The organism is Veillonella atypica KON, assembly GCF_002959915.1.
Lineage (GTDB): Bacteria > Bacillota > Negativicutes > Veillonellales > Veillonellaceae > Veillonella > Veillonella atypica.
Map to the genome: position 1 here is coordinate 105,913 of NZ_PPDE01000001.1, position 25,305 is coordinate 131,217.

Below are 25,305 nucleotides of genomic sequence, written 5' to 3' on the forward strand. Positions count from 1 at the left end.
ACTCATTCGGTATAGAAATTTGTAGTTAATTACTATATACTTAGATTTATATGATGATGGGAGGTTTATTATGTTCGAATATTTAACATTATTATTACCATTTTTACTGCTAGGGTTCATCGCCGCCGGCCTATCTAGAATATCTGGTGTGGCGTTATCCATGATTATTGTACCAACCTTGTTGATTTGGGGCGCTACACCACTAGATGTGGTTGCGTTTATGCTCCTCTTTGTAGTGTATAATAATTTCACATCTGAAACACAAGATGTACGCCTTGATTACAAGGATCTCGTATTATTTCCTAAATGGCGCTTGTTAATTCCTTTAGTTTTGACGGTAGTTGGTACCTTCATTAATCCAGCTATTGGTATTGCTGTCTTTATGGCTTGCTTTGTATTGGAATTGCTAGCAACCGTGTTCAAACGCATTCCTGAACAGGAACGTCCTGCTGTTCATCGCGTTATTGTACTTTCCGTTCTCAGTGCTATTGTAACAGCTATTGGCGCCTATGTAGGTCCTACTATTAGTGGGGATTACTATTTTGGCTTAGTTGGTTTAGCCATCTTGGCCATTACTGCCTTTGCTTGGTATGCAGGCCGTAATCGAAATGCATTTAAAGGCATTTGGGAATTTATCTGGGTTGATTTCGGCATTTTGCTTGGTTTATTCGGTATTGAAAGCTCCAACTATCCATCTGGGTTGACTCGAGACTATAAGTGTTCTATGGATCGTATGCTACCAATGATTACTGTAGTAGGCGGTTATGCGGGATTGATGGTTATCTTTGGCGTATATGGCATGTTCTCATTGCCATCCTTTATTACAGCCATTGGTGCGGCTATTGGGATACGCATGCTTGGTTTGTATGAATTCCCTAAACGGGGCACCTTCTCTTACCTAGCAATTGGATTTGCTATAGCTGCCGTTGTATGTTTATATCTCGTATCTCCTGTACCAACAGGATTTGATGCGGTCAATACGATTATGACCCAACCTATGGTTCAATAAAAGGTGAGTTTTATCATAGTATCAATCATCTAAACTTGTTAATGTGAGAGTAGATAGTTAACATAAACAATAAGGAGATGTGTATCGTGAAAGATAATACTACTGTTGAAGTACATTCTAATGAAGTTGTAGAGACGAGACCATTTCCGCCATTCTTGCCGAAGAATGCAACGGTTATGATGATGGGAACATTTCCACCAACATCTGAAAAGCGAGCCATGGAATTTCATTATCCGAATTTTCAAAATGATATGTGGCGTGTTTTCGGTTTGGTGTTCTTTGATGATAAAGAACATTTTAGAAAAGGGGAAGAAAAAGCATTTGATGCGGAAAAGCTTAAAGCTTTTTTATCTCAAATTGGTATAGCTTCTTGTCCAACGGTATTGAAAGCTATTCGTGAGCATGGTAATGCATCTGATGCGTTTTTAAAGGTAGTTGAGCCCGTTCCTCTCGCTGACGTATTAGCACAAATACCAGATTGTACTCATATTGGTACAACAGGTGGCAAGGCTACAGAAATCTTACTTAGTTTATTACCTGAAAAGGTAAAACTACCTAAAACAGGAGAAACGATTCCTTTTGTTTATGAAGGTCGAGAACTTTCTTTGACGCGTTTGCCATCTACCTCTAGAGCCTATCCGTTGAGTCTTGTGAAGAAGGCGGAGGCTTATAAAGCATTTTTTAAAGCTTGTGGATTAGAAACAAAATAATTGAATAATAGTAGGATACCTTTGATGGTCTATTCTAACTGGTAAATTAGAGTAGAACCTATCAAAGGTATTTTTATTATTAAAAATTTACGTAAATAGGTGATATGGTAATTCGCTTATTGTATATAAATCTATGAGATTAGTCATAATTAAAAGTGATAACAAAAACAACTTTTTAATTCTTGTTTTTTATGATGAGAGGTCTATAATTAACCAATGTCATTATATGGTTGACAAATATTTTAGATATAGGAGTTGATACTATGGATAAGGCTAAGGAGGCCTTATGGACAAGATCATTTGTCCTCGATACTTTGATTAATTTCTTAGTATTTTTGATTTATTATTTATTAATTGTTATTATTGCCGTAGTGGCAAAAGATAACCTTCACGCCACAGCCAGTCAAGCAGGCTTAGCTGTTGGTATATATATTATCGGTACCGTCGTGGCACGATTGTTAGCGGGACGCTTTATTAGTGTCTTAAGTTGCCGAAAGATGCTGTACTTAGGTTTGTTTATTTATTTGGCTTCAACAGCCATGTACTTCTACACACCTAACTTGTTAATGCTCGATAGCGTTCGATTCATAAATGGTTTTGCTTACGGTATTACATCAACTGCAACAAGTACGATTATTGCTGCTATTATACCTCAATCTCGTCGTGGCGAAGGGATTAACTACTACGGTTTATCTACTTCTCTTGCTGCTGCAGTAGGTCCATTCTTAGGTATTTTAATGCTTCACAGTCTTGGCTATGATTTTATCATCGCATTCTGTGTTGCTCTTATCGTTATTTGTGGCATTGGCGCCGTAATTATGAAGTTTAAGGAGCCTAAGCTTGATATCGATTCTGAAGCTCATAAGGGCATTAAGATTTCCGATTATATTGAACCTCGTATGAATTCTATTAGCCTTGTCTCTGTGCTTGTAGGCTTTGCATACTCTGGTGTTATCGGCTTTATGGCGGCCTATACAAAAGACTTAGATCTTATTATGGCAGGTACATTCTTCTTCGTTGTCTATGCCGTAGTGATCACTATTACAAGACCTTTACTTGGTATTCTATTTGATATGAAAGGGGAAAACTTCGTTTTATATCCTTGTTTCGTATCTTTAGCGCTTGGTATTTTCTTACTATCCATTGCTCACTCTACATGGCTTGTACTTTTATCCGCCGTATTCGTCGGACTTGGATATGGTACATTCATGTCAAATGGACAAGCGGTAACAGTTAAAATTGTACCGATTCACCGCATTGGTGTTGCTACATCAACATACTTTATCGCCTTGGATGTGGGCCTTGGCTTTGGTCCATATATCTTAGGTGCCATTAAAGAAGTTGTAGGTTATACAAGCATGTTCCATGTAACTGTTGTAGTAGCCCTTGTTGCCTTAGTTGCTTATTATTTATTCTATGGCCGTTATGTAGGCACAGATAAAGATCTTTCCATGAAAGCACGTGCTGAAGAAGAACAAATTAGAAATCGTAAACGTAATGGTAAACTTGCATAAAATGATGTTTGACATTGGGTATACAATTTTATAGAGTAATAAAAAATGACTATTCGAGCAGTTGCTCGGATAGTCATTTTGCTATCTTATAGTATTATTTTTCGATATTTACAATGTTGACGATAACTTCAACAGCTTTTTTCATATCGTCGATACATGCAAATTCATGACGACCATGGAGATTTTCTACACCAGTAAAAATATTAGGTGTTGGAATGCCCATAAAAGAAATTTTAGAGCCATCGGTACCGCCACGAATAGGATCGCAGATAGGTGTGATACCTGCTTTTTCCATGGCTGCTTTGGCTACGTTTACACATTCCATGTTGTCTTTGATGATATCGTACATATTGTAATATTGATCTTTTACGGAGACTTCGCAAACTTCACGGCCATAGATTTCATTTAATGTTTGACCTGCTTGTAGGAAAAATGCTTTTTTCGCTTCGAACAATTCTTTGTCATGGTCGCGGATGATGTAGTTCATCTTACCAGTATCTACTTGTGTTTCCATGCTCATGAGCATAAAGAAACCTTGACGACCACAAGTGTGTTCAGGAACGGCCGCCCCAGGTAATAACGCGTCAAATTGCATAGCCAGTTTAGCACAGTTAATCATGATACCCTTTGCTGTACCCGTGTGAACCGATACGCCTTTGAGCGTTACAGTACCGCCAGCCGCATTGAATGTTTCATACTCGAGTTGACCTAGGCTTTCACCATCAATCGTATAGGCAAAGTCCACAGGGAATTGTTTCACATCAAAGTGATCTGCGCCAGTACCAATTTCTTCATCAGGGCCAAAGGCACACATGATTTTACCGTGTTTGATTTCTGGGTGAGCCACGAGATAGGAGAGGGCTTCCATAATTTCGCAGATGCCAGCCTTGTCGTCACCGCCGAGTAGTGTGAGACCATCTGTTACGACCAAGGACTTACCAATATAGTTCTTTAAATTAGGAAAATCTGTACGACGTGTGAAAATTTGATGTTCTTCGTTGAGGCAAATATCGTTGCCATCATAGTTTTCAATGATGCGTGGCTTAATATTTTCTGCGTTATAGTCGGCCGTATCCATATGGGCGATAAAACCAATGGAAGGGGCCTTTGCATCTGTGTTAGCATTTAATGTACCGATGACAAATCCGTTTTCTCGATTGTAGATGACCTCATCAAGACCAATTGCTTTCAAATCAGGAACAAGCACATTGGTAGCAAAATCAACTTGCGTTTGCGTACTGGGAATCGTTGTACTTTCCTCGTTAGACCGTGTATTTATGCTTGTGTAGCGTACAAAACGTTCAACCATTGGTTCCATAATAAGCCTCCTTGAGAGAATGTATTGAATATATAATTGGTTGATACCATAGTTAGACCTATTTAGCCTATATATCTTAATTGTAGACTAGTAGTACATAAAATGCAAAGTCTATCGGTGCATAATGTGTAAAAATATTCGTATTATGCATATAAAGCAATTGAATCGTATATAATGCCGTGATAGTATAAAGGTGGATAGATATACGTTTGTGTTTTTTATGAGGAGGTTTTACTATGTCGGACGAAACTCGTTCTATTCCGCCCGTAGAACCGGTACTTGATCCTAAAAAGGACTACGAAGAAATTAATTCATACGTAGTATTTTGGGGCCTGTTCTATGCAGCAATCTTTACACTGGCTGTTGGCTATCTATGTTTGAAAATTGGTCAAACAGTAGATGCCTTTGCTCCAGTATCTGTACTTGCCATGGGTACAGCAGTTATTTTGAAACGGAAAAATGCGTTTGCTGAAACCGTACACATTCAAGCAATCGCCAGCTCTAGTACAAACACATTAGCTGGGGCTATGTTCTTCTTGCCAGCCCTTTACATTTGGGGTGTAACAGATGTAACCTTTACACAAATGGCAATTCCAATTATTCTCGGTGGCGTACTTGGTGTTCTATTATGCGTTATGTTCCGTCGCTATTTTGTAGAAGAAATGCACTATGTGTATCCATTCCCAAGCGGTCGCGCTGCAGCTGAAGTATTGATGAGTAATGAAGGTAGTAAAGCTAAATTGATGTTAGGTTCTGGCCTTATTGCTCTCGTATATGACTTTATTCTAAACAGCCTTGGCTGGTGGGAAGAGGTCATTCGTACAGCTACGTTTAAATGGGGCGCTGCCTTAGCAGACCAAACTAAATTGACGGCTGCCGTAGACACTGATGCAGCGTTGCTCGGTCTTGGTTACTTTACAGGCCTTCGCTATGCAGCGATTATTGCAGCGGGCTCCTTCTTCTCTTGGTTCGTATGTATTCCAATTGTATACTTCTTAGCGCCAGAACATGTGATGCACATCAATGGTCAATCTGTATTTTTAGCGGATGCTCCAATTCGTAAGGTATTCCTTGATTATGTGCGTCATATTGGTATCGGTATGCTTGCTATGGCCGGCATCATTGGTCTTTTGAGCATGTCTAAGGTGGTTGGCAGCGTTGTTAAAAAAGCAGTTTTAGATATATTCACATCCAAAACTACAGAAGTTAACTTGCTCCGTACGCAACGTGATGTTCCTACATCTTGGATTGGTGCAGGCATCTTGTTATGTACTGTGTTATTTGCCGTATACTTCCACTTTATGTATTCTGAAAGCCTCGCGCAAACAGGCGTAGCCTTCTTAATCGTTCTAATTATGTCCTTCTTACTTGCTGTAGTAGGTATTAGCTCTATTGCGTATACTGGTACAGAACCGGTATCCGGTATGACAATCTTTATGATTATCATTTCTGCTGTATGCTTAACAGCTGCTGGTATGACTGGTAAAGTCGGCATGATTGCAGTCCTCATGATGGCATCCTTTATCGGTACAACCATCGGTATGGCCGGTAACTTTATGTCAGAACTTAAGGTAGCGCACATGACAGGTGCTACACCTAAAAAAATGGAACAATGGCAAATCGTTGGTACCATTCTCTGTGCTGTACTTTCTGTAGGTGTCATGATCTTATTAAATGGTGCCTATGGTTTCGTAGGGGACCATGCATTGAATGCTCCTCAAGCGAATGCAATGGCTGCTATCATTGAACCTATGATGACTGGTGGTAGTGCACAATGGCCTTTATACATGGCAGGCGCATTGTTTGCAATCATCTTATGGATGGTGAAAGTTCCACCGTTGGCATTTGCATTAGGTACATATCTACCTATGGAAATCAACACCCCATTACTAGTTGGTGGTCTGATTGCATACTTTGTACAAAATAGTACAAACGATAAAGCGTTGGCAGACCTTCGCTTCTCCAAAGGTAGTACAATTGCATCTGGTCTTGTAGCCGGTGGTGCTATTGGTTCCTTGTTCAGTGCCGTACTTCGTATTGCAGGTATTGATGTATTTGCTCAAGAATGGGTAGAAACACCAGAAGCAACATACCTCAGTATTGTAATGTACTTGTTACTCTGTGCATTCTTGTACAAGGTAGCTATGTACATTAAAGCTAAAAAAACAGCTAAATAACATGAATCCTCTCTAAGAGGATTATGAATAACGCTCTCTATGAATACAATTCGTAGAGAGCGTTTTTATATGGAGATGACTTGGGGATTGTCTTAGATATATAGATATAATCTATATTAAATAAAACATATTTATATAGTAGGAATTATTGACCTAGGATATATATAGTGATATGATATGTTTATGTTATCATTGCTAAAGTAACCGGTGAAGACTATGATGCGGCGCCACTCGGTATTGCTGTGAAAAAAGGTAATACGGAGTTACTTGGTAAAATAAATGATGGATTAGCCAAAATTAAGGCTAATGGTAAATATGCAGAGATTTATAAAAAGTGGTTTGGTAAAGAACCACCTGCAGAAGATTTGAAATAGGTGATAGAATGGCTAAACGGAAAGCATTTTTGAAGATTGTAAAGGAAAATGGACCTCTTGTACTAGATGGTGCATTCGGTACAGAATTAGAGCGTCATGGATGTAATATTCATGATGAGTTGTGGTCGTCTAAGATGCTTATTGAAAATCCAGAAATCATCAAAAAAGTGCACATTTCCTACTTGGCAGCCGGTGCAGATATTATTGAAAGTTCTGGTTATCAAGCAACTGTAGCCGGGTTTAAAGCTCATGGGTATGGTACAGAAGAAGCACTAGATTTGGTGAAGTTATCCGTTCGTTTAGCCGTGCAAGCACGTAATGAATTTTTAGAAGCTAAAGCGAATGATGCGCTTACATTGCGTGGCATTACATTAGGTGAACAATTGCCAGATGGTAGTGTTCGCTATTTCTCCGAAGGAGCTTTACCAAAACCATTGGTAGCCGCCTCTGTTGGCCCATATGGTGCTTTCTTGGCAGATGGCTCTGAATATCGTGGTGATTATGGTGTACAAACCGAATATTTGGAAGTATTCCATATTCCTCGCATTGCATTATTCTGCGAAGAAAACCCAGATGTGTTAGCTTGTGAAACTGTGCCTTGCTATGATGAGGCTATTGCCATTGCCCGTACCTTGTGTGATCCGCTTACGACAAAAGGCATTCCTGCATGGATTTCTTTCTCTTGCAAAGATGAACATCATATCTCAAGCGGAGAGACCATCATTAAATGCGCTGAAATGATCGATAAGGTGCGTCAAGTAACGGGGATAGGGATTAACTGTACAGCGCCGGAATATGTAGAATCCTTGATTAAAGATATACGGTCTGTAACCAATAAACCGATTGCTGTATATCCAAATCTTGGTGAAACCTATGATGGAGAAACTAAAACATGGTCAGGCGGACAACAAAGCTTCATTGATTATATTGATGTATGGCGCAAGGCCGGGGCTAATATAATCGGTGGGTGTTGCCGAACAAATCCTGATATCATTCAAGAAATAGCAAAACAAATACATGTAAAATAAATAAGAGGGACTGTATAAGTACAGTCCCTTTTTGCTTGTATATAGAAAAAGAAGGTCATCCATCGGATAACCTTCTTATATGTGGCGGAGAGACAGGGATTTGAACCCTGGGTACGGTATAACCGCACACATGATTTCCAATCATGCTCCTTCAGCCGCTCGGACACCTCTCCATGTATTCTGTTGTGTAACAGGTACTTGTATAGTATATGAAAAAGTTAGATTTATGTCAAGAACAAAATAGTAGAATTATTATAGTTTCATAAGAGTTTTAAAAAGCCGTCCCGAAGGACGGCTTTTAGTAAGTATATTATAATACTTCTTTGATTTCTTGTGCATCGATGGATGCTTTGATATCGTCTGCCATTTTTTCGATTAATGGGATATCTTCTTCTTTTAAAGAGGATTTGATATCAAGAGGTTGGGATACGATTTCAATATCTTTGAAGTCGTTTTCGAAATGAGCAACCATTGTTTTCATTGCAGCGGAAGCCCAGGAATGATTTCCGATGATGGATACCTTATGATTTTGGAAGTTAAGCGCTTTTAACTCGTGAATGAAGTTTTCCATAGTAAGGTATAGGTTCAAGTTATAAGTTGGTGCAATTGTTACCAAGTTTGTATATTTCCAAGCATCAGCGATGATGTAGGAAGGATTAGTTTTGGAAACATCGTAGATTTTAATATCTGTAACACCCCGTTTAGACAATTGTTTAGCCAATTGTTGAGCGATGTCACGAGTGTTGCCATACATGGAACCGAAGGCGATAACAACACCTTTTTTCTCAGCTGTGTAGCTGGACCAGTGTAAGTATTTGTGCAAGATATATTCAATCGTTTCAGGTGTACGCCAGATTGGACCATGAAGTGGAGCAATGCGTTTGATTTCAAGGCCGGAAACCTTGCGAATTGCATTTTGTACTTGAGGACCGTATTTACCAACGATGTTTGTGTAGTAACGACGAGCTTCATCTTCATAGGTTGCTACGAAATCAGTTTGGTCAGCAAAGATGTTGCCATTGATTGTACCAAATGTACCGAATGCATCAGCAGAGAACAATGTACCTGTAGATTTTTCATAGGTACAAGTTACTTCTGGCCAGTGAACCATAGGCATTGTGTAGGATACAAGAGTATGTTTACCTAAGCAAATTTCGTCGCCTTCTTTTACTGTGTAATATTGATCAGGCTTTGGTGTGCGGTAGAATTGTTCGAACATGCGGAATGTTGTTGCATTACCAACCATTTTACAATTTGGATAGCGTTCCAATGTTTCTAACAATGTTTGACAGTGGTCAGGTTCCATATGGTTTACGATGATGTAATCAAGATCACGACCATTTAAAAGGTGGGATAAGTTGTCAAAGTATTCTTCGCGAATTTCTGCATCAACAGAGTCTACAACGCAAGTTTTTTCATCATCGATGAAATAGCTATTGTAGCTTACACCATTTGGAATAGGGAATAAGTTTTCAAAACGTTCAGTTGTCCAGTCATTACTACCAATCCAGTAGATATTATGGGTCATTTTTTGAGCACAATGCATAGTAATATCCTTTCCTTACACATATGTATATACATAACTAACCTCATCCATGTGATGACGGTTTAATTAATTATATTGACATCTTATAATACAGTTTTTTTCGAAAAAAATCAATATATCGATATATGTCAATGTGTTATAACTGTGTTAACTTTCACATATTAGAATGTGTATTGTGAAAGTTTGTAAATATAGCCCATTCCGAAGAATGGGCCATATAGATTATTTAAAGTATTTTACGCCGGATGTGAAGATTGGCATTTCTAAGTTGCCTGGAATATTTTTACTAATATCTGCACCACAGCGTTCGGAGTGCGCCATTTTACCAAATACGCGGCCATCAGGGCTATAAATACCTTCGATAGCAGCCACGGATTGGTTAGGATTAAATCGTCCATCCATGGATGCTATACCGTCAAAGTCGACATATTGTGTAGCGATTTGACCAGTTTTATTGAATTCCAATACTTGTTGAGGAGATGCGATAAACCGACCTTCGCCATGAGATATAGGAACCGTATAAATTTCGCCAGCCTTAGCTTCACACATCCAAGGAGATTTTGTAGAAATAACCTTAGTGTTAGCCATACGAGATACGTGGCGTCCAATGGTATTGTATGTCAAGGTAGGGTGATCTGCCGTTAATGTTTCAATATGGCCACCAGGCAATAGACCTAATTTAATCAACGCTTGGAAACCGTTACAGATACCGAGAACTAGACCATCTTGTTTATAAAGTAGGTTTTCGAGGCCTTCTGCAAGATATGGGTTGCGGAATAGGGTAGCCATGAATTTACCAGACCCATCTGGTTCATCGCCGCCGCTAAATCCACCAGGGAACATAAGAATTTGAGACTCTGCTAATTTAGCTTTGATTACGTCAATAGATTCTTTTAATTGTTCTGGCGTTTGATTGCGAATTAGTACGATGTCTGCAATAGCACCAGCTCGTTCAAAAGCACGAGCGGAATCGAATTCACAGTTAGTGCCAGGGAATACAGGGATAAGTACCTTTGGTTTAGCACCTAAGGAGGTACTGCGAGGTTTTGCGTGTTGATCGTGAATGTAAGCTACCGCTTCACCAGTACCGGATTTTGCTTCCAATGGGAATATATCGGATAATGGTTTTTCGTATGCTTTTTCGATTTCATCAAGTGTTACAGATTGGCCGTTCCATTCGATGACCGGTTTGTCTTGGGTAACTGCAATAACGCGAACGTCGGACAATTCAAGTAAATGGTTAACCGCTGTAATATCTACTTCTACAATGAAAGAACCAATAGCTGGTTGGAAAATAGCTCGTTCTGCATATTTGTCGAACTTAACGCCAATTTTATTGCCGAGAGCCATTTTGGAAACTGCTTCAGGGATGCCACCTTGGTCTACTACATAGGCAGAGTATACGCGGCCTTTTTCAATTTCCTCTTGTAAGATATCACAATTTTCTTTGAAGTGATCCCAGTCAGGTGTATCGTTGTACGTACGAGGTACATCAAAGTATACGAGACGATGGTCAGGTCCTTTTAAATCTTGGCTTACAATGTTTTTAACAGGAGCTGTTACCGCTGCGAAGGATACGAGGGTAGGAGGCACTGTTAAATCCATAAATGTACCACTCATAGAATCTTTGCCGCCAATGGCACCAATCTCAAGTTCTTTTTGCGCTTTGTAAGCACCTAGAAGTGCTGCTACCGGTTTACCCCAAGATTTTTTGGAGTGTAAACGTTCAAAGTATTCTTGTAAAGTAAGGTATGCATCTTGACGACGACCACCGAGTGCCACAAGTTTTGCAACGGATAAAAGCACGGCATATTGTGCGCCATGGTATGGACTCCAAGCGGACAATTCAGGTACAAAGCCATGTGTCATGATACTAGCAGTTGTTGTTTCACCGTGAAGAACTGGTAATTTTGCCACCATACCTTGGGTAGGTGTTTTTTGATATTTACCACCAAATGGCATGAGCACTGTGTTGGCCCCAACTGTGCTATCAAAGCGTTCAACAAGTCCTTGTTGAGACGCAGTGTTTAATGTAGATATTGCTTCGAGCCATTGATCTTTGAAATTGTCGGCACTTGCAGAACCACGGCGGAAATAAGATTTTTCAGTAGGAGCTGTCACTACAGCTTCTTGTTGTTGACTCGCTCCATTTGTATTTAAGAAATCACGACTAATATCGACAATTGTTTCTCCGCGCCATGTCATGATGAGGCGATTGGTATCGGTTACATCAGCAACGATTGTGCATTCAAGATTTTCTTCATCGCAATATTTCATAAATGCATCCACATCGGCTGGTGCAATGACACAAGCCATACGTTCTTGGGATTCGGAAATAGCGAGTTCTGTACCATCGAGACCGTCGTATTTTTTAGGTACTAAGTCAAGGTTGATGGTAACGCCATCTGTTAGTTCGCCGATGGCTACGGAGACACCACCAGCACCAAAGTCATTACAACGTTTGATGAGTGTTGTTACCTCAGGGCGACGGAATAAGCGTTGAATTTTACGTTCTGTAAGGGCATTCCCTTTTTGAACCTCTGCACCACATGTAGCGAGGGATTCTAATGTATGTTCCTTAGAAGAACCTGTAGCCCCACCGCAGCCATCACGACCTGTTTTACCACCGAGTAGTACGATGATATCACCTGGTGTTGGTACTTCACGTCGCACTTGATTGCGCGGAGCAGCACCGATAACAGCACCGATTTCCATGCGTTTTGCCACATAACCTGGATGATAGTATTCTTTAACTTCACCAGTAGCAAGGCCGATTTGGTTACCATAGGAGGAATAGCCACGTGCGGCTTCAACAGTAATTTTCTTTTGTGGTAGCTTGCCTTCTAGTGTATCGGCTAGCGGTGTGCGAGGGTCTCCGCTACCAGTGATGCGCATAGCTTGATACACATAAGAACGGCCACTTAGAGGATCGCGGATACAACCGCCAAGACATGTGGCAGCACCACCAAAAGGTTCGATTTCAGTTGGGTGATTGTGAGTTTCGTTTTTGAATAGCAAGAGCCATTCTTCTTCTTTGCCATCTACATCAACGGGAACGATGATAGTACATGCATTGATTTCTTCGGATTCATCAAGATTAGTAAGACCGCCTGCATGACGTAATTCTTTTACAGCTAATGTGGCCATATCCATGAGAGAACGAGCTTTCACCTTAGTTGTATATAACAAATTGCGACCTTCCGTATATTCTTCTAGTGCTTCCTTGATTGGTTCTGTGAAACGACTATCTTCGATAGTAATATCCGTTAACTCTGTCATAAATGTAGTATGGCGGCAATGGTCAGACCAATATGTATCGAATAAGCGAATTTCTGTAATCGTTGGATTGCGTTTTTCTACATTCTTGTATTGCTTTTGAATTAATTTGATATCTGCCAATGTCATAGCGAGTCCATATTCGCTAATCATATCTTGTAGTGCATCCTCTGACATTTCTGTAAAATCGTCGATGATAGCTACATCTTCTGGCTCTTCTAGTTTAAGTGCCAAGGTATCAGGTAACTCGAGACTTGCTTCTCTAGAATCAACAGGATTGATGTAATATTGTTTGATTGATTCTTTTTCTTCGTCTGTAAAAGTACCTTCTATGACAAATACTCTTGCACAACGAACGGTATGACCTGTTGTAAGTGTGAGCATAGAAATACATTGCTCTGCACTGTCTGCACGTTGATCGTATTGTCCTGGTACATATTCGATAGCAAAGACAAATGCATTTGCTGGAATATCTAATGTTTCTGCTACTAAATCAACAGGTGGTTCAGAAAAAATCAAATGTTTAGCCTTTTGTAATGCGTCATCGCTAAGATTTTCTACATTATAACGTTCATAGATTTGCACGGCTGTAGCTGGTACATGTAATTCTTGCTGTAATGTAGCTAATACATGTGCTGCTTCATTAGCGAAAGCATCACGTTTTCTTACAAATAGTCGTTGAATAGCCATATAGCCTCCTGTAATATGCAGAATAAATGAGTTCTGGTGTTGACAAGATAAGTATAGTCGGTCTAGACTTATAAGTAAAGATAATCTTACTTATATAAAGATTAACACCACTTATAAATATGAAGTTTTCATGAAGGTCATAAGACCAAAATTTCATAAACCGTAACAATAGCATCTTGTTTTGAGTAAAAAGTAGAATATTAATAATGTATTACTATACTATTAGTATATAACAGAGGAGGATAAAATGGCAGTATCAGCAGATCTATATAGATCATTTTTAGGAGTTGGGTTGTATTTGTCATTTTCTCGCGCTGCAAAAGAGCTAGGTGTTTCGCAGTCCGCAATTAGTCAAAGTATCAAACAATTAGAAGGCGAATTAAAAATGCCTTTATTTGTGCGCACTACTAAATCGGTAGCATTTACGCCAGAAGGCAAGGAATTATTCGATACAGTAGCCAAAGCATTTTCCATTCTAGATAATGGGATTACGCAATTACAAGAACGGGTGAATCAAGCTTACGAAAGCTTGAATATTGCCGCTACAGATACACTATGTCGTCATTTCTTGTTGCCCTACTTTCATAAATGGCAATTGCAAGAAAATCAAATTGGCTTGCATATCATAAACAGACCATCCCCCGATTGTGTGGAAATGGTTATTAATAAAGAAGTGCAGTTAGCTGTAGTTAATGACTACGAAGGTTTGCGTAGCAATACACAATTAGAAGTTACTACCTTGGCGAGCATCCAAGATATCTTTGTGGGCGGTCATGAATATAAAGGGGCAGGCTTCTTTGACCAAGGCCGCTTGCTCAGTGAGCCTATGTTGTTACTACAAAAGGGAACAGCTAGTCGTACTTTCTTTGATGAAGTAACGCATGGTGCTTGTAGTAAACCGCGTTTTGAATTGAGTAGTGTAGACGTTCTCCTCGATCTTGTGGAAATTAACATGGGTATCGCTATGTTGCCAAGTAATGTGGTGCAAGAAAAAATGCAAGAAGGTACTGTCGTAAAAATTGATACAGATATTCCTGTGCCAACGCGAGATATCGTACTTGTTCGGTCACGTCTCGTTCCACAATCCGAAGGCGCTGCTAGATTTACAAATTTATTGACTAATCGTGAAGATAAACGAGACAAAGTTTTATAAATATGAATTACAAACACACTTTATTCTTTTTTTCAATAAAGTGTGTTTTTTTGTTGACCCTAAGCGTTGATTTACGTTAAAATTTAAAGATAGTTATGCGGAGGTAAAACGAAATGGAATTATTAAAACAACGCATTCGTGAAGAAGGTATTGTCTTAAACAATCGTGTATTAAAAGTTGATGGTTTTTTGAATCATCAAATCGATCCACAATTATTTAAATCTATTGGTAAAGAAATTGCTGACCGCTATCGTGATGCTGGTGTTCAACGTATTGTTACCATTGAAGCATCTGGTATTGCCTTGGCATTGATGGCTGCTCTTGAACTAGATGTGCCATTAGTATTTGCTCGTAAGAAAAAATCTATTCTTATGGTCGATGATGTGTATCATTCTGTTGTATATTCTTATACAAAAGAAGAAAATTATGACATTACAATTTCTAAAAAATTCTTGCCAGCAGGCGAAAAAGTTTTAATTATTGATGACTTCTTGGCCTCTGGTGAAGCAGCTATGGGGCTTGCTAAACTTGTAAAAGATGCAGGCGATGAAGTGGTTGGTATGGCAATTGCTATTGAAAAGTCTTTCCAACCAGGTCGTGAACGCTTAGAAAATGCTGGTTTCCGTGTTGAATCCTTAGTGCGCATCAAAGAATTTAAAGATAATAAATGTGTTTTTATAGAGGACTAGTCCTATAGTTTTTTGCGGAGAGAGGTAGAAATAATGAACGTAAAAGCTGAGAAATTTGATGTACTAGTAGCGGACATTGAAAAATCTGGCAATAAATGGTTTACAAAGGATGTTATTGAAGGCGATGAATACAATACGGTTGTATACCATGGTCGTTTAGAAATTCATGGTAATTCTTTACCTGTTTTTATCGTGTTGGATGATTCTGTATTCTCCTATATTCGTGTTGCAGTTACAACAACGAGTATTACCGATGCAGCCATTAAAAAAGTATTGCCTAAATTGAATGAGCTTAACCAACAATTTAAAGTGACAAAATACTATGTAAATGATGAGGACAGCAATATTTACACTGATATTTCTGTGCCATCTACAGCTGAAACATTTGAACCAGCAGTATTGGTTAATCTTATGTTAGAGGTTATTAAACCGCACTTAGATGAAGTTCATCCAGAAATTTTGAAAATTGTAGGACAAGCAAAATAAGAGGTTAGTATGAATCCTAAAGCATTAGCCTTTGATAAATTTATGAAGGCAGAAGAAGTAACGGCTTTTGAGCGCAAAGATTTTGATGATGAAGACGGTACAGTCGTATATCGATCCTATATTAAATCACCGCTTTGGGATATGCCGATGTTCGTGATCTTAGATAATAGTATTTACAGTGTTATCCGTTTAGTGCTTGGCCCTGAAAAGGTAACAGCACAGAATATGGCGGCCATTAATGCATTGATCAATCGTGAGAATGCAATGTATAAAAACTATAAATTCTATATTGATGAACAAGATTCTACATTGTATTTAGATTGCGTATACATGTGTGCTAATGATGAGTTTATACCAGAGTTGATGTATGCTTTAATGACGTCGATTGTGGATTATATTCCTGAGGCTGTTGGCGATTTGAAAGCTGCTTTTGAAAGCAATGTACAATAAAATATGATATTCCTTATAAGATAGTATATCGTGTGAATAGGGAATAGAATACAAGGGACTTCCATACCTATGTGTGGAAGTCTTTTTTTATCAATGTACATTCGTATATAATAATTATTATTCGTATCATACTGTGTGATTTTTGATATAAGTACTATATAGTTCGGAATATAACGAACAATTATAAAAACTAATATAATTATTATTCGAAAAATGATTGACCGATACAAATTGGTCTGATACAATTTAGATACAGATAAGGAGGCGTTATCATGAAGAGACATATGAACCTAACATCCGTTACTATTATGACTATTTCTGCTAACGCTATCAGTGTGTAAACTCGGCCTTTTTAGGTCGAGTTTTTTTATTAAGGAGGAACAATGAAGGTTGGCATTATCATGGGCAGTAAATCTGACCTAGACACGATGAAAAAAGCATCTGCTATATTAGATGAATTCAATATTCCTTATGAAATGGTGATCGCTTCTGCGCATCGTACACCAGAGGCTGTTAAGTCTTTTGTGGAACGCCTTGAAGCAGAAGAGGCTATCGCTTTTATCGCAGGTGCAGGCGCTGCAGCCCATCTACCTGGCGTGGTGGCAAGTTTTACAACCGTACCTGTTATCGGTATCCCTCTTAATGCAACCGCATTAAAGGGCATTGATTCCCTCTTGGCAATCGTACAAATGCCGTCTGGTATGCCAGTAGCAACAATGGCCGTAGATGGTGCAAAAAATGCTGCATTATTTGCAGTACAAATCGGTGCTACTTTCAACAAGGAACTAAAAGAAAAATATGTTGCCTATCGCAAAGATATGGCTGACAAGGTTTTAGCAGATAATGCTGCATTACAAGCAGAATTAAATAAATAATTATTACATAGGAGGATTACTATCATGGCTAATATCGATTTGGAAAAATTAACACTTTTATACGAAGGCAAAGCAAAACAAGTGTATCAAACAGATGACAAGGAAACATATATTGTTCACTACAAAGATGATGCCACTGCATTTAATGGTGAAAAACATGATACTATCCTTGGTAAAGGCGTATTGAATAATAAAATTTCCTCATTCTTCTTTGAATTATTGAAAAAAGAAGGTGTTCCAACACATTTCGTTCGTCGTGAAGATGACCGTAACCAAACAGTATTGACGTTGAACATTGTTCCTCTAGAAGTTATCGTTCGTAATATTGCTGCTGGTTCTATGGCTAAACGTTTTGGCATTGAAGAAGGTACGCCTCTTAAACATCCAATTCTTGAATTCTGCTACAAAAATGATGAACTTGGCGACCCATTTGCCAACGAATCTCAAATCACAGCTCTTGGTTGGGCTACGCAAGAACAATTGGATAGAATTTCCGAAATTACTATGAAGGTTAACGATATCCTTAAAAACTTCTTGGCTACTAAGAATGTAACATTAGTTGATTTTAAACTTGAATTTGGTACACATAATGGAGAAGTGTTGCTTGGTGACGAAATTTCTCCTGATACATGCCGTTTCTGGGATGCAACAACAGGTGAAAAACTCGACAAAGACCGTTTCCGTCGCGACCTTGGCAATATCGAAGAAGCTTATAAAGAAATGTTATTCCGCTTAACGGGCGAACGTGCATAACCTGGGGGTTATTGATGAACTACGATCCAATTTTTGACAAATGGCATGAAGAATGTGGCGTCTTTGGTGTGTTTGACCGCACTGTTGACGTTGCACGATATGTATACTGGGGATTGTTTGCCCTTCAACACCGCGGTCAAGAAAGTGCAGGTATCGCTATTACCGATGGTAATGAAGTGGCTCTAAAAAAAGGTATGGGTTTATTGACTGAGGCTATCAAGGAATTACCAACATTAAAAAGCCATATGGGGACTGGTCATGTTCGGTATTCTACAACTGGCTCTAATAACCCACGTAATATTCAACCTCTTGTAATCCATTATCAAGGTGGCCAAATTGCAGTAGCCCATAATGGCAATTTGACGAATGCTCTAGGCATCCGTCGTCAACTTGAAGCAGATGGTTCCATTTTTCAAACAACTATGGATTCAGAGGTTATCGTAAACTTAATCGCTCGTTCTAAGGCTGAAACGCAAGAGGAACGCATTGCTGATGCGGCTCGACAAATCGAAGGGGCCTTCTCCTTGGTTATTACAACTAATGACTCTCTCGTTGGGGTTCGCGATCCTCAAGGCTTTAGACCTCTTTGCTTGGGCAAGACTGAACATGGCTATGTGTTATCTAGTGAAAGCTGTGCTTTTGATGCTATAAAGGCTGAATTTATTCGGGATATTGACCCAGGTGAGATGGTTATTATCGATGATCGTGGTGTGCGCAGCACAATCTATGCAGAACCTCAAAAAATTGATAAAAAACTTTGTGTCTTTGAATATATTTATTTTGCGCGCTCCGATAGTAAAATTGATGGCCAATCTGTATATGAAACACGACTCAATATGGGACGTGAACTATATAATGAAACTAAATATGATGCAGATATCGTCATGTCTATTCCAGACTCTGGCACGACAGCTGCTCTTGGATATGCTCGTGCGTCGGGCATCCCTTTTGCAGAAGGTTTGATTAAAAATCGATACAGTGGACGTACATTTATCAAACCTAATCAAGAAGAACGGGAACTAGCTGTGCGCATGAAGCTAAATGCTATGCCAGAGGTTGTAGGCGGTAAACGTATTGTATTAATCGATGACTCTATCGTGCGTGGTACCACAAGCGGCCTTATCGTTAAGATGTTAAAAGAGGCAGGTGCTAAGGAAATCTATATGTGTGTTAGCTCGCCGGCTATCGAATATTCTTGTCACTATGGTATTGATACGTCGGTTCGTAAAGAATTGATTGCGGCCACACACACAATCGAAGAAATTAAAGATTATATTAAGGCAGATAAATTGCATTATCTATCAAAAGAAGGCTTGTGCCGAGCTATTAGCGGCGTGCCAGAAGCGGATTTATGTTTCGCTTGTTTCAATGGCGATTACAGGGTAGATGTGCCTACAGAACAAGAGGAAGGGGTCAAATATGTGCTCGAATAAAACAGGATTAACCTATCGTGATGCAGGTGTAGATATCGATGCCGGTAATAAAGCCGTAGAGTTGATGAAAGAATCCGTAAAAAGAACATACACAGCAGGTGTTGTAGGTGATTTAGGTGGCTTTGGTGGCCTATACTCCTTGGCAGGTCATTCCATGGAGGAACCAATGCTCGTATCTGGCACAGACGGTGTTGGCACAAAATTGCGCCTCGCTATCATGATGGATAAACATGATACGATTGGACAAGACTGTGTGGCCATGAGTGTAAATGATATTCTTGTGCAAGGAGCAACGCCTCTGTTCTTCTTAGACTATGTAGCGGTTGGTAAACTTGATCCAGTACAAGTCGCTGATATCGTACGTGGCGTCGCTAATGCTTGTGAAGAATCAGGTTGTGCTCTCCTTGGTGGGGAAACAGCTGAGATGGCTGGTTTCTATGGTGAAGGTGACTATGATGTGGCAGGTTTTGCCGTAGGTATTGTAGATCGTCCTAAACTGATTACAGGTGAACATATTAAATCTGGTGATGTCATTCTTGGTTTGCCATCCTCCGGTGTTCATTCCAATGGGTTCTCCTTAGTTCGTAAAATCGTTTTCGACCATAAGGGTTTCTCTATAGATCAAGACATTCCAGAATTTGGTAAAACCCTTGGCGAAGAACTATTAACACCAACACGCTTGTATCCTAAAGCTGTATTACCGTTGATTAAAGAAAACTATATCAAAGGTATGGTTCATATCACAGGCGGTGGTTTCTATGAAAATATTCCACGCGTACTACCAAATGGCGTAACTGCTGAGGTAGATTGTGATACATGGCCACGCCTTCCTGTGTTTACAAAATTGCAAGAATGGGGCAATGTGGATTGGCATGAAATGTACCGTACGTTTAACATGGGTATCGGTATGATTCTCATCGTCGATGCCGATGATGTAGATACGGTGAAAGCTAATCTTGAAAGCCGAAATGAAGCAGTATATGAAATTGGTCGTATCGTTGCAGGCAAAGGTCCTGTTGTCGTAAAAGGGGCGGTATTTAATGACTAATTCCGTATCTAAAAAGCGTCTTGCTCTATTTGCCAGTGGTAGAGGCTCAAATGGCGAAGCCTTGTACAAGGCGATGCAAGAGGGGCTTATCAATGGCGAGTTTGTCGTTATTATTACAGACCATGCAGATGCAGGTATTGTAGAACGCTCTAAAGGATGGGGTATTCCACTCATTGCTATTGAACGTAGTCAATTTGATTCAAAACAAGCCTTCGAACAAGCTCAATTGGATGCTCTTGAGCCGTATTGTGTTGATGGTATTGTGTTGGCAGGCTACATGCGTATTGTAGGGACCGGCCTTATTGCTCGCTATGAGCATAAGATTTTAAATATTCATCCTGCTCTATTGCCATCCTTTCCAGGGCTTCATGGTCATCAACAGGCTATTGATGCGGGCGTAAAAGTAACTGGTTGTACCGTTCACTTTGTGGATGCTGGTATGGATACAGGACCTATCATCATGCAAAATACGGTTTCTGTATATCCAGATGATACAGAGGATACTTTGTCCGAACGATTATTGCCCGTAGAACATGCGACCTATCGTGAAGCACTTCGCTTGTTCTGTGAAGATGCATTACGTATAGAAGGACGCATTGTACATTATATTTAGGAGGAACGATGATTCAAAACGCATTACTTAGTGTTTCTGATAAAACAGGTATTGTCGACTTTGCCAAAGGTCTTGTAGACTTAGGGGTGACTATCTATTCTACAGGTGGCACGTTGAAAGCTATTTCTGATGCAGGCGTTCCTGCAAAGGCTGTAGAATCTCTTACCGGTTTTCCTGAAATGATGGATGGTCGTGTAAAGACGTTACATCCAAAGGTACATGGTGGCATCTTAGCGATTCGTGATAATGCAAAGCATCAAGCTGCTATGGAAGAACACGGTATTTTACCTATCGATTTAGTGGTTGTAAATTTATATCCTTTCCGCGAAACGATTGCAAAACCAAATGTTTCATTAGAAGATGCTATTGAAAATATAGATATTGGGGGCCCGACTATGGTGCGTTCTGCGGCTAAAAATAATGCATATGTAGGCATTGTGGTTAACCCTGATCACTATGATGAAATTCTAGAAATGCTTAAAACGAATGGCGCGTTGACCCAAGAGTATCGTTTTGCACTCGCTAAAGAAGCATTTGCTCATACTGCAGCATATGATACGGCGATTGCTAATTATATGAGTGGTGTTATTGGAGAAGGCCCTACACCTCCTGAATATTTAAGTGCTTATGAAAAGGTTATGGACCTTCGTTATGGCGAAAATCCTCATCAAAAGGCAGCTTTTTATAAAGAAATTGGCAAGGCTCACGGCATGGGGGCATTAAAACAACTACACGGTAAGGAATTATCTTATAACAATATCGTCGATATGGAAGCTGCGTGGAATATGGTGTGGGAATTTACGGATCCAGCTGCATGTATTATTAAACATACTAATCCATGCGGTGCCGCAACGGCATCCACATTGCACGATGCGTATGTCAATGCCTATGAAGCCGATTCTGTATCCGCTTTTGGTGGCATCGTTGCGTTAAATCGCGAAGTTGATGCGGCCACTGCCGAAGAAATGAGCAAGATTTTCTTAGAAGTTATCATGGCGCCAGCTTTCACAAAGGAAGCGCTAGATATTTTGGAAGCGAAGAAAAATATTCGTCTCATCGAGTTATCTAAGCCTGAATCTGGCCAAGTAACTGTGAAAAAGGTGTCTGGCGGTATGCTCGTACAAACGGAAGATGACATCGTAGAAGACCGTGCTAATTATAAGGTTGTTACAAAGGCGCAACCTACGGAAGAACAATGGAAAGCTCTTGAATTTGCATGGAAGCTTGTAAAGCATGTAAAGTCCAATGCTATCTTAATCTCCAATGAAAAACGGACACTCGGTGTTGGTGCCGGTCAAATGAATCGCGTTGGATCGGCTAAAATTGCCCTTGAACAAGCTGGAGAGGCTGCAAAAGGGGCTGTTCTTGCATCTGATGCGTTCTTCCCATTTGGCGATACCGTAGAAACAGCGGCTAAACATGGTATAGCTGCTATTATCCAACCAGGTGGTTCTATCCGTGATGAAGAATCCATTAAGGCTGCTGATGAAGCAGGTATTGCGATGGTATTTACAGGCATTCGTCATTTTAAACATTAGAGGTAACTATGAAGGTTTGCGTAATCGGTAATGGCGGCCGCGAACACGCTATAGCGTGGCGTTTATCCATCAGTCCGAGTGTAGAAAAGGTGTATGCCGTTCCTGGCAGTGCAGCTATGAAAAATTGTGCTGAACTAGTAGGCATTGATTGGTCTCATACGGATCATCTTATCCGTTTTTTGAAAGATAATAAGGTGGACCTTGTTGTTGTAGGTCCTGAAGCGCCTCTTGTGGCAGGTCTTGCAGATGCGTTGCATGAAGCAGGAATCCCTGTGTTTGGGCCTTCCAAGGCGGCTGCTCAATTGGAAGGTTCTAAGGTCTTTGCTAAAGATCTTATGAAAAAATATAATATCCCTACAGCTGCTTACGGTGTATTCTCCAATGTAGATGAAGCAAAACAATTCATCGCCAAAACCGGAGCACCTATTGTGGTGAAAGCAGATGGCCTAGCAGCTGGCAAGGGTGTTGTAGTGGCAATGACTGTTGAAGAAGCTAATGCAGCAGTTGATGACATGCTAAGTGGAAATCGCTTTGGTGAGGCTGGCAGTACCGTTGTTATCGAAGAATTTATGGAAGGTGAAGAAGCGAGCCTTCTTGCCTTTGTAGATGGTAAGACCGTAGTTCCTATGATTGCCTCTCAAGACCATAAGCGCATCTTTGATGGTGATAAGGGTCCTAATACAGGCGGTATGGGAACCTATGCACCAGCACCTGTGCTAACTGATGCATTGCGCGATGAAGCCATGAAGACCATTTTAGAGCCTATGGTAGCAGCCATGGCAAAGGAAGGTATGCCATATGTGGGCTGTCTTTATGCAGGCCTTATGATTACCAATGAAGGTCCGAAGGTGGTAGAATTTAATGCACGCTTTGGCGATCCAGAGACACAAGTGGTATTACCATTGTTGGAAGGTGATTTGGGCCAAATTATGATGGCCTGTGCTACAGGTACATTACAATCTAATATGGTGAAATGGAAAGACTCTTCTGCTGCCTGTGTCATTCTCGCTTCAAAAGGCTATCCAGAAACCTCGTCTAAAGGCGATGTCATCTTAGGTGAACTTGTACAATATGATACATCCATCATTTTCCATTCTGGTACGAAGTTAGAAGGTGACCATTATGTCACGAATGGTGGTCGTGTTCTTGGCGTTGTGGGGCTGGGTAAGGATTTGCGAACCGCTTTAGACCGTGCCTATGAGCGCGTTGATCATATTACATTTAAGGGCATGCAATATCGTAAGGATATTGGCGCAAAAGCTTTCAAATAATACATAATCCCCTATACTATATGCGTATGCATACGGTGTAGGGGATTTTTATTGCCTATAATTTAGTATGTACCCGTGATATAATAATATCGATATACATAGAAACACCAATGTAGATGACATTTGGTGAAGTAATAGAGTCTGTTTTCTTTGTAATAGCGATATACCATTATGATTTATAATAAAGAACCGTTACAACTGAATAGTCCTGTAGCCTTTTGGCTTAATTTCCCCAATGAGGAACGTGTTTTTTGGGTGGACCGGCAAAGTAATCGTATTGTTGTAGGCGCTAAACGTCTAGCCACAGTTAAAGATGATGAGGACCGCCATAATTATGCGTATGTATTTTATGGGGATACTTTTTTTGACACATCAAAGGATTCTAAGTGGTCGGGAATGGGGCATGAAATGATTGCGTTCACCCATTACTACATCGTAGAAAATGGAGAAGCCTTTTATTTGCATGCTGGTGAAAGTGTTAGCATCGAAGATATAGAAGTGCCTCATATTCGTCATGATTTCCGTGAAACTAGTGATGATAAAGGCGATTGGGACCGCTTGATGAATGCCATTTCAGATGGCATCGGCCGTGGAGAGATGACAAAGGTGGTCGCATCCCGTGAAGTGCAATTCACAAGTGATACACCGTTTAATGTGGCGAGTATCTTGGCCAATTTGGTTGAAAATAATCCGAACTGTTTCATCTTTGGCTATGAGAAGGATGGGCGCACCTTTGTGGGGGCCTCTCCTGAAATTTTGGTGCGTCATCGTGGTAGCGAAATTCTTAGCTATGCACTGGCTGGAACCGCGCTAAAGGATGGCCCTGATGCGTGGACTAAGGAACAGTTGCTAAGTGATAAGAAAAATCTCTTTGAACATAATATCGTCCGTGACCGTATCGTGAACACGATGAAGCAAATCACTCCAGACGTTACGGTGGGGGAAACTGGTATTATGGAGCTAGCTCATCTCTATCATTTACGTACCATTATTACTGCAAAAGATAGCACAAAATCTCTCGTAGAATGGGCAAAATTACTACATCCAACACCGGCTCTTGGTGGTGAACCACGAGAGAAGGCGATGGCTCTCTTAGAAACATACGAAGCTCATGAGCGCGGTATGTACGCTGCACCATTTGGTTTTATGAAGGATATGGGGGATGGCATTGTTGTCGTTGCCATTCGTTCCGCTTTGATTATGGATAATATTCTCTATGCCTATGCAGGATGTGGTGTGGTTGCCGATTCTGATGCGGATGAAGAATATATAGAGACTAATAATAAAATGCGTACTATTCTAGATGCATTGTAAATGGTAAAGATCTAGTGCGAAAAAATATGATGAGGAATAT

Annotated in this window: 20 protein-coding genes, 1 tRNA gene and 1 pseudogene; 18 read left to right on the plus strand and 4 right to left on the minus strand. The window is 40.0% G+C overall.

The features are described 5' to 3' along the window. The first annotated feature begins 70 nt into the window (after positions 1 to 70). The 3 genes from VAHSUH02_RS00545 to VAHSUH02_RS00555 all read left to right on the plus strand — a co-directional run bounded on the left by VAHSUH02_RS00545 (position 71) and on the right by VAHSUH02_RS00555 (position 3,233). Positions 71 to 1,009 (plus strand): hypothetical protein, encoded by a 939-nt coding sequence (locus tag VAHSUH02_RS00545; protein ID WP_005382143.1) that lies wholly within the window; start codon positions 71 to 73, stop codon positions 1,007 to 1,009. 77 nt (positions 1,010 to 1,086) lie between these two features. Beyond that, positions 1,087 to 1,719 carry a hypothetical protein gene (locus VAHSUH02_RS00550; RefSeq protein WP_005382145.1) on the plus strand — a complete coding sequence of 211 codons (633 nt, stop codon included), beginning with the start codon at positions 1,087 to 1,089 and terminating at the stop codon, positions 1,717 to 1,719. Between the two features lie 263 nt (positions 1,720 to 1,982). After that, positions 1,983 to 3,233 carry an MFS transporter gene (locus tag VAHSUH02_RS00555; protein WP_005377653.1) on the plus strand — a complete coding sequence of 417 codons (1,251 nt, stop codon included), beginning with the start codon at positions 1,983 to 1,985 and terminating at the stop codon, positions 3,231 to 3,233. A gap of 94 nt (positions 3,234 to 3,327) precedes the next feature. Here the strand turns inward: VAHSUH02_RS00555 and pepT are convergent, their stop codons facing one another. Beyond that, entirely contained in the window at positions 3,328 to 4,551 is a 1,224-nt protein-coding gene (gene pepT, locus VAHSUH02_RS00560; RefSeq protein ID WP_005377708.1) for a peptidase T, read from the minus strand. Between the two features lie 236 nt (positions 4,552 to 4,787). Between pepT and VAHSUH02_RS00565 the strand changes: the two genes are divergently transcribed. The 3 genes and pseudogenes from VAHSUH02_RS00565 (at position 4,788) to mmuM (ending at position 8,130) form a co-directional block, all read left to right on the plus strand. Then, positions 4,788 to 6,728: an OPT family oligopeptide transporter gene (locus tag VAHSUH02_RS00565; protein WP_005382148.1), complete on the plus strand. Its 1,941-nt coding sequence runs from the start codon at positions 4,788 to 4,790 to the stop codon at positions 6,726 to 6,728. Positions 6,729 to 6,919: 191 nt separating this feature from the next. Further along, a pseudogene (locus tag VAHSUH02_RS00570) lies at positions 6,920 to 7,102 on the plus strand (transporter substrate-binding domain-containing protein); the annotation flags it as partial. An 8-nt stretch (positions 7,103 to 7,110) separates the two neighbouring features. Then, positions 7,111 to 8,130 (plus strand): homocysteine S-methyltransferase, encoded by a 1,020-nt coding sequence (gene mmuM / locus VAHSUH02_RS00575; protein WP_005382150.1) that lies wholly within the window; start codon positions 7,111 to 7,113, stop codon positions 8,128 to 8,130. An 82-nt stretch (positions 8,131 to 8,212) separates the two neighbouring features. On the opposite strand, the gene VAHSUH02_RS00580 is transcribed toward mmuM, so the two are convergent. The 3 genes from VAHSUH02_RS00580 to VAHSUH02_RS00590 form a co-directional block, all read right to left on the minus strand. Next, a tRNA-Ser gene (locus VAHSUH02_RS00580) sits at positions 8,213 to 8,303 on the minus strand. A gap of 137 nt (positions 8,304 to 8,440) precedes the next feature. Further along, positions 8,441 to 9,676 (minus strand): FprA family A-type flavoprotein, encoded by a 1,236-nt coding sequence (locus VAHSUH02_RS00585; protein WP_005382151.1) that lies wholly within the window; start codon positions 9,674 to 9,676, stop codon positions 8,441 to 8,443. 222 nt (positions 9,677 to 9,898) lie between these two features. Then, positions 9,899 to 13,642, minus strand: a complete 3,744-nt coding sequence (locus VAHSUH02_RS00590; RefSeq protein ID WP_005382152.1) for a phosphoribosylformylglycinamidine synthase — start codon at positions 13,640 to 13,642, stop codon at positions 9,899 to 9,901. Positions 13,643 to 13,889: 247 nt separating this feature from the next. Between VAHSUH02_RS00590 and VAHSUH02_RS00595 the strand changes: the two genes are divergently transcribed. The 12 genes from VAHSUH02_RS00595 (at position 13,890) to VAHSUH02_RS00650 (ending at position 25,265) form a co-directional block, all read left to right on the plus strand. Next, positions 13,890 to 14,795 (plus strand): LysR family transcriptional regulator, encoded by a 906-nt coding sequence (locus tag VAHSUH02_RS00595; RefSeq protein WP_005377632.1) that lies wholly within the window; start codon positions 13,890 to 13,892, stop codon positions 14,793 to 14,795. A 113-nt stretch (positions 14,796 to 14,908) separates the two neighbouring features. Then, complete coding sequence (locus VAHSUH02_RS00600) at positions 14,909 to 15,484, plus strand: xanthine phosphoribosyltransferase (protein ID WP_005377657.1); 576 nt, start codon at positions 14,909 to 14,911, stop codon at positions 15,482 to 15,484. 33 nt (positions 15,485 to 15,517) lie between these two features. After that, positions 15,518 to 15,970: a hypothetical protein gene (locus tag VAHSUH02_RS00605; protein ID WP_005377736.1), complete on the plus strand. Its 453-nt coding sequence runs from the start codon at positions 15,518 to 15,520 to the stop codon at positions 15,968 to 15,970. Between the two features lie 9 nt (positions 15,971 to 15,979). Next, positions 15,980 to 16,420: a hypothetical protein gene (locus VAHSUH02_RS00610; protein WP_005377730.1), complete on the plus strand. Its 441-nt coding sequence runs from the start codon at positions 15,980 to 15,982 to the stop codon at positions 16,418 to 16,420. Between the two features lie 383 nt (positions 16,421 to 16,803). Next, entirely contained in the window at positions 16,804 to 17,295 is a 492-nt protein-coding gene (gene purE / locus VAHSUH02_RS00615) for a 5-(carboxyamino)imidazole ribonucleotide mutase (RefSeq protein WP_005382153.1), read from the plus strand. A 24-nt stretch (positions 17,296 to 17,319) separates the two neighbouring features. After that, on the plus strand, positions 17,320 to 18,048 hold the full coding sequence (purC, locus tag VAHSUH02_RS00620) for a phosphoribosylaminoimidazolesuccinocarboxamide synthase (protein WP_005377738.1): 729 nt from the start codon (positions 17,320 to 17,322) through the stop codon (positions 18,046 to 18,048). Positions 18,049 to 18,062: 14 nt separating this feature from the next. Next, positions 18,063 to 19,481, plus strand: a complete 1,419-nt coding sequence (purF, locus tag VAHSUH02_RS00625; protein WP_005382155.1) for an amidophosphoribosyltransferase — start codon at positions 18,063 to 18,065, stop codon at positions 19,479 to 19,481. Beyond that, complete coding sequence (gene purM, locus VAHSUH02_RS00630) at positions 19,468 to 20,529, plus strand: phosphoribosylformylglycinamidine cyclo-ligase (RefSeq protein ID WP_005382156.1); 1,062 nt, start codon at positions 19,468 to 19,470, stop codon at positions 20,527 to 20,529. The genes purF and purM overlap by 14 nt, the downstream gene beginning before the upstream one ends. Next, positions 20,522 to 21,142, plus strand: a complete 621-nt coding sequence (gene purN / locus VAHSUH02_RS00635) for a phosphoribosylglycinamide formyltransferase (protein ID WP_005382157.1) — start codon at positions 20,522 to 20,524, stop codon at positions 21,140 to 21,142. Before purM ends, purN begins: the two co-directional genes overlap by 8 nt. An 8-nt stretch (positions 21,143 to 21,150) precedes the next feature. Next, a complete protein-coding gene (gene purH / locus VAHSUH02_RS00640; protein ID WP_005377666.1) occupies positions 21,151 to 22,680 on the plus strand; it encodes a bifunctional phosphoribosylaminoimidazolecarboxamide formyltransferase/IMP cyclohydrolase in 1,530 nt (509 codons plus the stop codon). Between the two features lie 8 nt (positions 22,681 to 22,688). Then, entirely contained in the window at positions 22,689 to 23,951 is a 1,263-nt protein-coding gene (purD, locus tag VAHSUH02_RS00645) for a phosphoribosylamine--glycine ligase (RefSeq protein ID WP_005382158.1), read from the plus strand. Between the two features lie 171 nt (positions 23,952 to 24,122). Next, positions 24,123 to 25,265, plus strand: a complete 1,143-nt coding sequence (locus VAHSUH02_RS00650; RefSeq protein WP_005382159.1) for an isochorismate synthase — start codon at positions 24,123 to 24,125, stop codon at positions 25,263 to 25,265. Positions 25,266 to 25,305 lie beyond the last annotated feature (40 nt).

Bases quoted from the DNA above. Each gene is read 5' to 3' on its own strand.
- VAHSUH02_RS00545 (WP_005382143.1), top strand. From the start codon at position 71: ATGTTCGAATATTTAACATTATTATTACCATTTTTACTGCTAGGGTTC.
- VAHSUH02_RS00550 (WP_005382145.1), top strand. From the start codon at position 1,087: ATGTGTATCGTGAAAGATAATACTACTGTTGAAGTACATTCTAATGAA.
- VAHSUH02_RS00555 (WP_005377653.1), top strand. From the start codon at position 1,983: ATGGATAAGGCTAAGGAGGCCTTATGGACAAGATCATTTGTCCTCGAT.
- pepT (WP_005377708.1), bottom strand. From the start codon at position 4,551: ATGGAACCAATGGTTGAACGTTTTGTACGCTACACAAGCATAAATACA.
- VAHSUH02_RS00565 (WP_005382148.1), top strand. From the start codon at position 4,788: ATGTCGGACGAAACTCGTTCTATTCCGCCCGTAGAACCGGTACTTGAT.
- mmuM (WP_005382150.1), top strand. From the start codon at position 7,111: ATGGCTAAACGGAAAGCATTTTTGAAGATTGTAAAGGAAAATGGACCT.
- VAHSUH02_RS00585 (WP_005382151.1), bottom strand. From the start codon at position 9,676: ATGCATTGTGCTCAAAAAATGACCCATAATATCTACTGGATTGGTAGT.
- VAHSUH02_RS00590 (WP_005382152.1), bottom strand. From the start codon at position 13,642: ATGGCTATTCAACGACTATTTGTAAGAAAACGTGATGCTTTCGCTAAT.
- VAHSUH02_RS00595 (WP_005377632.1), top strand. From the start codon at position 13,890: ATGGCAGTATCAGCAGATCTATATAGATCATTTTTAGGAGTTGGGTTG.
- VAHSUH02_RS00600 (WP_005377657.1), top strand. From the start codon at position 14,909: ATGGAATTATTAAAACAACGCATTCGTGAAGAAGGTATTGTCTTAAAC.
- VAHSUH02_RS00605 (WP_005377736.1), top strand. From the start codon at position 15,518: ATGAACGTAAAAGCTGAGAAATTTGATGTACTAGTAGCGGACATTGAA.
- VAHSUH02_RS00610 (WP_005377730.1), top strand. From the start codon at position 15,980: ATGAATCCTAAAGCATTAGCCTTTGATAAATTTATGAAGGCAGAAGAA.
- purE (WP_005382153.1), top strand. From the start codon at position 16,804: ATGAAGGTTGGCATTATCATGGGCAGTAAATCTGACCTAGACACGATG.
- purC (WP_005377738.1), top strand. From the start codon at position 17,320: ATGGCTAATATCGATTTGGAAAAATTAACACTTTTATACGAAGGCAAA.
- purF (WP_005382155.1), top strand. From the start codon at position 18,063: ATGAACTACGATCCAATTTTTGACAAATGGCATGAAGAATGTGGCGTC.
- purM (WP_005382156.1), top strand. From the start codon at position 19,468: ATGTGCTCGAATAAAACAGGATTAACCTATCGTGATGCAGGTGTAGAT.
- purN (WP_005382157.1), top strand. From the start codon at position 20,522: ATGACTAATTCCGTATCTAAAAAGCGTCTTGCTCTATTTGCCAGTGGT.
- purH (WP_005377666.1), top strand. From the start codon at position 21,151: ATGATTCAAAACGCATTACTTAGTGTTTCTGATAAAACAGGTATTGTC.
- purD (WP_005382158.1), top strand. From the start codon at position 22,689: ATGAAGGTTTGCGTAATCGGTAATGGCGGCCGCGAACACGCTATAGCG.
- VAHSUH02_RS00650 (WP_005382159.1), top strand. From the start codon at position 24,123: ATGATTTATAATAAAGAACCGTTACAACTGAATAGTCCTGTAGCCTTT.